General features: G+C 52.8%; 1 protein-coding gene. It reads right to left on the minus strand.

Annotation, left to right across the window (positions count from 1 at the left end; translation table 11 throughout):
- Positions 1-1083: 1083 nt before the first annotated feature.
- A partial coding sequence (locus GJQ68_RS23055) for an NAD-dependent epimerase/dehydratase family protein (RefSeq protein WP_162419616.1) occupies positions 1084-1841 on the minus strand: 758 nt, incomplete at its 5' end.

Genomic DNA, 1841 nt, shown 5'->3' on the forward strand with positions numbered 1-1841 from the left:
CCTCAGCCGGATTCGAACATAACCAACACGATTGGACCTAAATTGTATGGTAGCCGGTCTAACGGCTATTTTATTAGGTATCCGGAACCAAGCCCTGACGGGGCGAAATACTATAAGCCCCGGGTAAGCCGACAAGGGAGGCGCAGCCCGGGGTAGTCGCGGTCTTGCGCTCCCTGCATTGGCTATTCAGCCGCTCAATAGTGAAGCTGGCTTTCCGCCAATGCCCGGGCACGTTTGTGACCTCCCCCCGGGCCCCCTCCTAAAACAGGAGGGGGAGGCATGCCAGGAACAAGCATTACTACCGCACCTAAATCCCAAAAACAGCCCCAAACGCAAAATGGCCAGACCCTAAACAGTCACCCGGCTTTAGGCAAAGGGCATGGCAGGACTCAGGTTGTTTTCCTTGTTTTAATCCCAAATCCTTCTGTACTTTTTGCCTTGACGCAAAAAGTACCAAAAAAGTCAAGGCACAAAAATCCTTCCCCCCGCAATCCTCCCGCGCACCCCGGTTTTGTGCCGCCCCTCCCGCTTTACTCATACATTTATGTTCTATCAAAACTACCAGGCACAACCGACTGACCCTTAACCTTTAACCACCAAGGTTGAGTCCAAAATAAGGGCTAACTGCCAGAAAGCCACGATGAATACATCAGCCGGCTCCGAGCCTCTTTAACCCTTAACCAACACGGCTGAATCCAATACCACCTCTCCTACCTATTTGCCCGAAACTAAAACTCTGCCCATTCCGAACCAGGTTAACCACCACGCTTGAACCCAAAACCAGCCCTCCTGCCAAAATACCCATTTCAATTATTCAGCCGAATTCCAGCGTGTTAACCCTTAACAACCAAGGTTGAATCCAAAGTAACGGCTGACTGCCAGGTAGCCACGATGAATACATCAGCCGGCTCCGAGCCTCTTTAACCCTTAACCACCACGGCTGACTTTAATACCGCCTTTCCTGCCTATTTGCCCGAAACTACACCTCTGCCCATTCCAAGCCACGTTAACAACCACGAATCAATCCAAAACAAGAAAACCTGCCCCAAAGCCGATCCCTACAACTCAGCCCCTTCCGAGCCACTACCCCTTGAATGCCTCAAAGGTTTTTTTAAATCCGTTCTCAGCACTCAGGGGCAGATCGTCGCCCAGGGCCTTTAGCAGCTTTTCGTTGCTGACTTTATAGCTTTCGGTGAGTTTTTGCAGGCGTTCGCTGGTGAGGGGGAGGCGCAACCGATCCCCTACCCTTGCAGCCGCACGCAGCAGGCCCGCAGGGATTTTCAACAGACGGGCGGGCTTCCCCAGGGAGGCAGCCATCATTTGTATCAGTTCATTGGTGGAAAAAACGCCGGAGTCGGCTACCTGATAAATGCCCGAGGGAATGTCCTTCTCCATTAGCTGGAGCATCACCCAGCAGAGGTTATCCACAGAGAGGAAGGAGCGTTCGTTCGTAAAGGCGGCAAGGGGATAGGGAAAGCCTTTTTGGGCAAAGGCATAGAGCAGGTTTAGGTTTCCCTTGTTGCCCGGACCGTGGATCATGCAGGGGCGCAGGATATAGACCCGCTTGCCTTCGGGCAAATTATCCAACAGGTATTCCTCCGCTTTTCGTTTGGACTTGCCGTAGACCGTTTCCGGAGCACAGGGCGTTTCTTCCCTGAGCCAGCCTGCTACCCGATCGGCGCAGGCCTTGACGCTGCTGATAAAAATAAAGGTTTCGGCGGCGGGATCCGCCAGAAAACGATCGTACAGCTTGCGGGTCAACTCGTAATTGGCCTCCCAGTAGTCTTGTTCGCCGGATGTTTTTTTCAGGTCATGTGCCTTTCCGGCCAGGTGGATGTAGT

It is taken from the genome of Cyclobacterium roseum, assembly GCF_010119225.1.
GTDB classification, from domain to species: domain Bacteria; phylum Bacteroidota; class Bacteroidia; order Cytophagales; family Cyclobacteriaceae; genus Cyclobacterium; species Cyclobacterium roseum.